We start from the raw sequence: 7,324 nt of genomic DNA on the forward strand, positions 1-7,324 counted from the left end.
TAATAATAATCATGGATTTTTAATGTGTTAAAACAGTTTTCATTGTTGAGTGTCTGTTTGCTGTCGTTGTTCTGGTCAAGTGTTGGTGTAGCTCAACAACCCGTAACGCTACCAGATAATATTCGTGGTGCTCTATGCCTAGTTAAAGCCGATCATAAGATCGTGCTCGTTAACGAGGTGATCACCAAGCAGATTTCATTGCCAGGAGGGACGATATCTCCCGGTGAATCTCCAGAATTGGCCGCGCAAAGAGAAACATGGGAAGAAACGGGCCTTGTTGTAACGGTAGGGCGCACGTTGGGGTATACGGATACGGCTGTCGTTTACAGCTGTCGCAGTGATTCCGATGTGATTGCTTTTGAGTCAAAAAATAGCCGTAATGGACATGAGTTGCCTATTTGGTTTGCTCCTCATTATGGTGTCGAGGTTGCTAGCGCAATGCTGATCGATCCGTATCGTATTGATGCAAGTCAGTATCGTTACCCTGAGCAATGGGATCGGATCAAAACCATGTATCAAGAAGCGGATAGCCAACCCGTGATTTATGTAGAGAATCTGGTTTCTGCTGCGCCTCGGTTTCACCAAATCGAATTAGGCTGGATGATGAAATTGCAGAATACGGTCGCGGAATGGCCGTATACGCTGAGTTCGTCGATTTATCAAATCGCAGTATGGATCACCAAATTGACGGATCCTTTATTGCTGATAGTTTTATTTCCAGTGATTGCCTGTTATCTGGGTAAAGAGTCTGTTTATAAGATATTTTTTGTGGTTACCGTGAGTTCATTATTGTCATTGGTGGCTCAGCAAGGATTTGCATTACCAAGACCTCATGCCTATATACCATTGTTGGAACTTTGCCAAAGTTACGGGTACGGTTTTCCAAGTTTACCGATTGCAGTTTGGTTTGGTGTAGGGATATCACTATTGCGAGCTTTTGATCATCTCGATTTCAACCGAATGTTTGTGGGTTTTATCGTGTTGATGGGGCTATTAATGTTGGCCAAATTCTATATTGGGGAAGCCTTCATCAGCGATATGGTGATAGGTGGATTGTTGGGCGCTCTGGTCGCGTGGCATATTGTTCGTTTAGATGAACAATCTTATACCGACGTCAGGACACTGCTGGGTTCGCGTGGGGTATGGTGGGGTTTAACGATCACGGTTGCACTGCTGGCTATGATCTGGCCCTTGCCTAGTTTCACCGCTTGGTTAGCCATTTTGCTGACGGCATCGGCTTTAGTTATGACAAAGAGCACTGAACCACTACACATCACTCTTCAACGAATGTGGCTGCTGATCATTTTGTTATTAGCACTCAATCAAGTGGTGTTATTTGGTGCCACGCTCGTTTCATACAGCAGTATTTTCTCTTTAATGGTTGAGACGCTCCGCTTGCCAATACTCATGCTCATCTTTGCATGGTTCATGCGAAAATGCCGTGCTTAACCTGGTTGTTTAGTCAACATCCCGATTAAAGACGCCTCGACTGAGGCGTCTTTAATGCCTATTCGTGAGACTCACCGAGTACAAATTTTTCTATAGCAACTGCTACACCATCGTTGTCATTACTGAGTGTAATATAGTCGGCTAGCTGCTTAGTTTGTTCCATCGCATTGGCCATTGCAATTCCAAGTCCTGCGTATTGCAGCATGTGATGATCATTTTCAGCATCTCCCATACAAATAATGTGTTTAGCCTCGATCCCCAAGTGCTCGGCAATCGCTTTGACACCGACGCCTTTATTACTCTGTGTGTTTAAGAATTCAAGAAAGAATGGTGCACTTTGTACAATGGTAAACTGTTGATAGAGTTCCGGAGGAAGTTGTTCAATGGCTTTTTGTAGCAAGCTCGGCTCTGCCACAATCATTGCTTTGATGATGGGATGATCATCTTCAAGCTGTTCAAAATCCATTTCCGTGATTGGCAGTCCGTTGATTCTTGCTTCAAGCTCGGTATATTCACTGATTTTAGGCGTGATCAGACCATGAACTTGGCTAAAGGCGTGCGTATTCACGTTAAGTTGGTTAGCAAGGTTAGCGACTAATTTTGCAGAGCGGCCATCGATAATTTTGTGATGAATAATTTCACCACTGCCAATGTTTTGAACCATTGAGCCGTTGTAGTAAAGGACAAAATCCTCATTTGAGTTTAAATGCAGTTCTTGCAACTTATCGCGCATGCCATCAATGGGACGTCCAGACGCCAGCACCACTTTTACGCCTTTTTCACGAGCTTTGGCTATAGCCTGTTTTGTTCTGGCTGTGATCTGTTTTTGGCTATTGAGAAGAGTACCGTCCATATCTAAAGCGATGAGTTTATACATGACTTACCTAAATTAAGTGAAGAAGAAAGCCAGCAGCTTATGCAAGTTGAGATGTGATCGCCACTGATTTAGTCAAATTTTTACGCACGTGATGGGTTTAGTTTGACCTAAGGCAAGGCATCTATTAAGGTCAGCGACCTGCATTTTTTGATATTGAGTTAGGCTGAGTTTACGTTGTACAAAATTAATGAAATGTTTGAGACCATTCAAGGTGAAGGCGTGCATACCGGCGTTCCTGCGGTTTTTATTCGTTTGCAAGAATGCCCAGTGGGATGCGCTTGGTGCGATACAAAGCAGACGTGGGATGCAACGCCGCAAGATGAACGCCCAATCAATGATGTGCTAGCCAAAACCCAAGATAGCCCAACTTGGTGCTCAGTCAGTGCAGAAGAGATGGTGTCGCTCTATAAAACACAGGGTTATCATGCTAAACATATTGTAATTACGGGCGGTGAACCGTGTATTTATGATCTGCGTCCACTTGCGCAAGCATTTGAGGCAATCGGATGTCACATTCAAATTGAAACCAGCGGCACATTCCCGGTTCAAACCTCAGCAAATACATGGGTGACAGTGTCACCAAAAATTGCAATGAAGGGCAAACTGCCTGTACTCGATTCAGCTCTGTTAAGAGCAAATGAGATCAAGCACCCCGTCGCAACGGCTAAAGATATTGAACAGCTAGATACGTTATTGCTGCGAGCGCAAGTTCCTGATTCAACAGTGATTGCTTTACAGCCTATAAGTCAGAAAGAGCGGGCAACCCAATTGTGCATTGAAACATGCATTGCGAGGAACTGGCGTTTATCGATTCAAACGCATAAATATTTAAGTATTGCCTGAGGAGAGGAAAATGAAAAAAGCCGTTGTGGTATTTAGTGGTGGCCAAGATTCAACAACCTGTTTGGTTCAGGCATTAAAAGAGTTTGATGAAGTGCACGCCATCACCTTTGATTATGGCCAACGCCATAAACTCGAGATTGAGGTTGCCAGCACCTTAGCGAAAAAGTTAGGTGTAGCTGCACATAAAGTCATGGATGTCAGCTTACTCAATGAGTTGGCGATCAGTTCACTCACTCGTGACGATATTCCAGTATCACATGAGTTACAAGAGAATGGGTTACCGAACTCGTTTGTGCCGGGGCGTAACATTCTGTTTTTGACCCTTGCGGGTATTTACGCGTATCAAATAGGCGCAGATGAGGTGATTACTGGTGTTTGTGAAACAGACTTTTCTGGCTATCCGGATTGCCGAAATGATTTTGTTAAAGCGATGAACAGTGCTTTGGTGCAAGGGATGGATCGCCCATTCAACATTCGTACTCCTTTAATGTGGCTAAACAAAGCAGAAACTTGGGCATTGGCGGATCAACATGATGCTCTCGAACTCATAAGACACGAAACACTGACTTGTTATAACGGTATTATTGGTGATGGTTGTGGCGATTGCCCATCATGTGAGCTACGTAAAGCGGGTTTAAACGATTATTTAGTAAACAAAGCGTTGGTGATGAATGCGCTTCACCAAAAGCAATCTGTAACTTTATGATGTATCTAATAATCAACGTATAGATCAAGTGAAATTTAAACGGGTGTTCTAGTGTTTGCGAATGGAATAGCGTGCAAATAGAACACCCATTATTTAGCTCAAGGTACTAAATAGTTCAAGGTACTAAAGGTACATTTTGGCCAAATCTGCAGGTTCTACTTCTTTACCTTCTAAGCTTGCATTCCAGTTGGTGCCAATTAATACACCATCTTCATCAAGGGTAATCAACCAATCTTCTACGAAAATATCGAGAGGGATTTCTAACACTTCGAAGTCAGACCACTCTTCAACGTTGTGAGTTTGTGCATCTTCTTTGGTTGACCAAAAGGGCATAACTTCACTACTTTCAAATTCTGTCGAGTCGCATGCCAGCCAACCATCTTCATTTTTTAAGCCCCATACTAGTTGGGTCTCTTTTGTTTGTTCAATAAACAATTCTAAGTTTGCTTGAAGGTCAGCAGTTAATTTGCTCATTATCTTTATCTCATAAGGTGATGACGCGCAAGGATAGCATTTTGTGCTAGTAAACTCATTACAATTTTAGACAGAAAAAAGGGGCGAAAACGCCCCAATCCTCGATAAATATCGATTTCAACGCTCGCGTTTGGTGAAAATGGTCCACTCTTCTTTCACCGAACCTTTGTGGCCGACGACAGTGGCGACAACTTTTCTATTCATCGCATGGCTAATATCATCATCACCATTTTCTGTCAGTTCAGTATCACCAAAACCAACAATACGGACACGAGTATGGCTAATGCCGTAACTAACAAGCGCCTTCTCGACATTATAAGCTCGGTTTTTCGATAACTCTAAGTTATAACCTGGATTCCCAACCTTACTGGCATAACCTTGTAATTCAATCGAAGCTGAAGGGTATTGCTTGAGAAAATTGGCCATTGACCGTATTTGACTTAGAAACACAGGGTTGACTATTGCTGAATCATTCGCAAACAGAATTCTAAGCTGGAGTTGCTCTTCGGTTTTAATGAAAGTGCCACAACCATCATTATCGATCTCTGACTTCAATGGTGTTTCGGGGCACAAATCTCTGGCATTAATCACGCCGTCAAAATCATCGTCACGTAAATCGTCTATTTGATCAGCGAGTGGCATATCAATATATGGATAACCATCTCTAGCAGATGAAGCCGTCGAGGTGATAAAGAGTAAGCTCGCTATCATTGGCCATAAGTATTTCAACATGTTAGTACTCCACCGCATCATGCCACTCTTTGGGTGTATCCACTCTCAACGAACTCAACAATGACCCAGTTGCATTCATAACACGGTATTTTGCATACTGTTCATCGTATTTGGCATCGAGATAACCTTTTCTTGCTTCGAAAAGCTCATTTTCAGTATTCAACACATCCAATAGTGTTCGCTTGCCGAGCTTATATTGTTTTTCATAAGCAATAACCGTATCTGAAGCAGAATCAACATGATCGGCTAAAAATTCTTTTTGTTGTAATGTCAAATCGAGAGCGCTCCAAGATAAACGCAACCCCTCTTCAACACTACGATAAGTCCGATCTCTTAAATCTTTCGCTTTGTTCATTTGGTAGGCAGCACTGTCGGTGCGCGCAGAATCTGAACCACCATTGTACAGGTTGTAACGCATCCTAATCATGGCCGAGAATTCATCGCTGCTACCTTCTATCCCACCGGCATCATCACGCCATGTTTGTGCAGCTTCGAAAGATAACGTTGGGTAATTTGTTCCCTGAGTTTGTTTATATTGAAACTTTGCGGAATCAACATCGGCTTGCGCTACTTTGATGACCGGGTGATCTTGGTAGGCCTTTTCTAAAGCGTCATCAACGGTAAAAGGCAAAGCAGAATGGTCTGCTCTAGGGAAAATTAAATCTTGAGGAGGTTGACCTACCAACCGTTTAAACTGGGTATGTATATCAAACAGATTATTCTGTGCAGCTAAAAGATTGCCATGGGCTTTAGCTAAACGAGCTTCAACCTGAGAAAGATCAGCGGTTGAACCAATGCCTGATTCCACACGCTTTTGTATATCACGATATATTTTCTTATGTACTGAGAGGTTGCTTTCAGAAAGTGTCAGTATTTCAAACGCTTTCGTTGCATCGAGATACACCTTAGTGACCTCTAATGCGATATCTTGAGCGTCAGCTAAGAGTTGGAAACGAACCGATTCGGCATCAGCCGAAGTACGATCAATATCGTTTAAAGTCGAAGAACCATCCCAAATTAGTTGGGTTAAGGTAATGGTGGCTTCTTTACGAGTAAGTTCATTTTCAGTACCAGAGGCTAAATCAACCGCTTCGTAGCCAATACCAGCATCGAGATCGATCCTTGGAAGGTAAGCACCAGAAGAGGCTTCGCTATTATAGCGCTTACTCACATATTCGTTATATGCACTTTTAATATTTGGATTGGTTGCAAGCGTTATTGACACCGCTTGCTCAAGAGTCTGGCTATATACAGAGATCGGGAAGCTGAGTGCGATGGCGTAGCTCAACGTTTTCATGTTCATCCAATTCACTTGGGCACTCCTCTAGGGACTTCTACTTCTTTTAAGCCGCAATAGTACGGCATTAGCTGTTGCATTATCGAGACGCTTGATGGAAAAACGCAACAAAATAACATTAAATTCTCATCAGTAAACAGCAACATATTCATTACATTCGTGATTTTAGCAAAGAATCATACACCAAATCATCAATTAACATTTATTAAACATTGTTGATTGTTCTTATAATAAAGTACATCTTTAGTGTGATATTGATTCAAACTATAAATGTGTGACTTAAGTCTCCACCTACGTCACATAAGAAGGTGTAAAAATGGTTTTTCCTTTGTATTACAGGTGTTAAATGCTAATTTATTACCATTAGAAATGACAAATTACGTAGCAAAGATGTAGGAATGTAAACAGTCGCATCGTTGTGAATTCGGAAGTTATTAGAGGCATTATATGGAACTTGGTTCTTTTTCTTTAGGTACAACATTAACTTTCGGTCAGATGATCGTTGTGGATGCAAATGGCAATGTACGGGTGCTTCAGCCAGGAGAAAAAACCTTGCCTGGTGAAATAATCATCAGTGCCAGTAACGCTACCCCAAACGATGTAGGCAATAATAATGATGTACAAATATCAAGAGTTAACGCCGATGGTCGCAACGTAGATATAACTAATGACATCAATGAAATTTTCGCAGCATTAGAGCAAGGCCAAGACCCAACACAGCTAGGCGAAGATCTTGCAACTGCAGCGGGTGAATCGAACGGTTCAAGCCCGACGGGTTCAGTCAGCATCGCTCGCGACGCTTCGGAAACCATAGCCGCAACAGAATTCTCCACGTCAGCACTCACCGCGCTAGGCCTCTCTGAAACACAAAGTTTAACGCTATTAGAAAGCTATTCTCAAAGTGCTTTAGGGTCAATTGTGACGAGCATCAATGGTGCGAACGACG

At 42.5% G+C, this 7,324-nt stretch carries 8 protein-coding genes; 4 read left to right on the top strand and 4 right to left on the bottom strand.

The window, feature by feature from the left end:
• Window positions 1–24 precede the first annotated feature (24 nt).
• Window positions 25–1,449, top strand: coding sequence for a bifunctional NUDIX hydrolase/phosphatase PAP2 family protein (locus tag PL85_RS13675; RefSeq protein WP_064625135.1), 1,425 nt, complete (start codon window positions 25–27; stop codon window positions 1,447–1,449).
• A gap of 58 nt (window positions 1,450–1,507) precedes the next feature.
• Here the strand turns inward: PL85_RS13675 and yidA are convergent, their stop codons facing one another.
• On the bottom strand, window positions 1,508–2,326 hold the full coding sequence (yidA, locus tag PL85_RS13680) for a sugar-phosphatase (RefSeq protein ID WP_064625137.1): 819 nt from the start codon (window positions 2,324–2,326) through the stop codon (window positions 1,508–1,510).
• A gap of 174 nt (window positions 2,327–2,500) precedes the next feature.
• Here yidA and queE point away from each other — a divergent pair, with 174 nt between their 5' ends.
• Window positions 2,501–3,169, top strand: a complete 669-nt coding sequence (gene queE, locus PL85_RS13685; RefSeq protein ID WP_081265485.1) for a 7-carboxy-7-deazaguanine synthase QueE — start codon at window positions 2,501–2,503, stop codon at window positions 3,167–3,169.
• Between the two features lie 10 nt (window positions 3,170–3,179).
• Window positions 3,180–3,875: a 7-cyano-7-deazaguanine synthase QueC gene (queC, locus tag PL85_RS13690; RefSeq protein WP_170899192.1), complete on the top strand. Its 696-nt coding sequence runs from the start codon at window positions 3,180–3,182 to the stop codon at window positions 3,873–3,875.
• 123 nt (window positions 3,876–3,998) lie between these two features.
• On the opposite strand, the gene PL85_RS13695 is transcribed toward queC, so the two are convergent.
• The 3 genes from PL85_RS13695 to PL85_RS13705 form a co-directional block, all read right to left on the bottom strand.
• Complete coding sequence (locus PL85_RS13695; RefSeq protein WP_013856942.1) at window positions 3,999–4,349, bottom strand: DUF2750 domain-containing protein; 351 nt, start codon at window positions 4,347–4,349, stop codon at window positions 3,999–4,001.
• Between the two features lie 117 nt (window positions 4,350–4,466).
• Window positions 4,467–5,102, bottom strand: coding sequence for an OmpA family protein (locus PL85_RS13700; protein ID WP_017046139.1), 636 nt, complete (start codon window positions 5,100–5,102; stop codon window positions 4,467–4,469).
• Window positions 5,083–6,393: a TolC family outer membrane protein gene (locus PL85_RS13705; protein ID WP_013856940.1), complete on the bottom strand. Its 1,311-nt coding sequence runs from the start codon at window positions 6,391–6,393 to the stop codon at window positions 5,083–5,085. The genes PL85_RS13700 and PL85_RS13705 overlap by 20 nt, the downstream gene beginning before the upstream one ends.
• A gap of 432 nt (window positions 6,394–6,825) precedes the next feature.
• On the opposite strand from PL85_RS13705, the gene PL85_RS13710 reads away from it, so the two are divergent.
• Window positions 6,826–7,324, top strand: a 499-nt coding sequence (locus PL85_RS13710; RefSeq protein WP_208891588.1) for a retention module-containing protein, incomplete at its 3' end; no start/stop codon positions are given.

Source organism: Vibrio anguillarum, assembly GCF_001989995.2.
In the GTDB taxonomy this organism is placed as follows: Bacteria; Pseudomonadota; Gammaproteobacteria; order Enterobacterales; family Vibrionaceae; genus Vibrio; species Vibrio anguillarum.

What these genes read in the sequence shown, in the direction of transcription:
- PL85_RS13695 (WP_013856942.1), bottom strand. Translation starts at nt 4,349, where the DNA reads ATGAGCAAATTAACTGCTGACCTTCAAGCAAACTTAGAATTGTTTATT.
- yidA (WP_064625137.1), bottom strand. Translation starts at nt 2,326, where the DNA reads ATGTATAAACTCATCGCTTTAGATATGGACGGTACTCTTCTCAATAGC.
- PL85_RS13700 (WP_017046139.1), bottom strand. Translation starts at nt 5,102, where the DNA reads ATGATGCGGTGGAGTACTAACATGTTGAAATACTTATGGCCAATGATA.
- queC (WP_170899192.1), top strand. Translation starts at nt 3,180, where the DNA reads ATGAAAAAAGCCGTTGTGGTATTTAGTGGTGGCCAAGATTCAACAACC.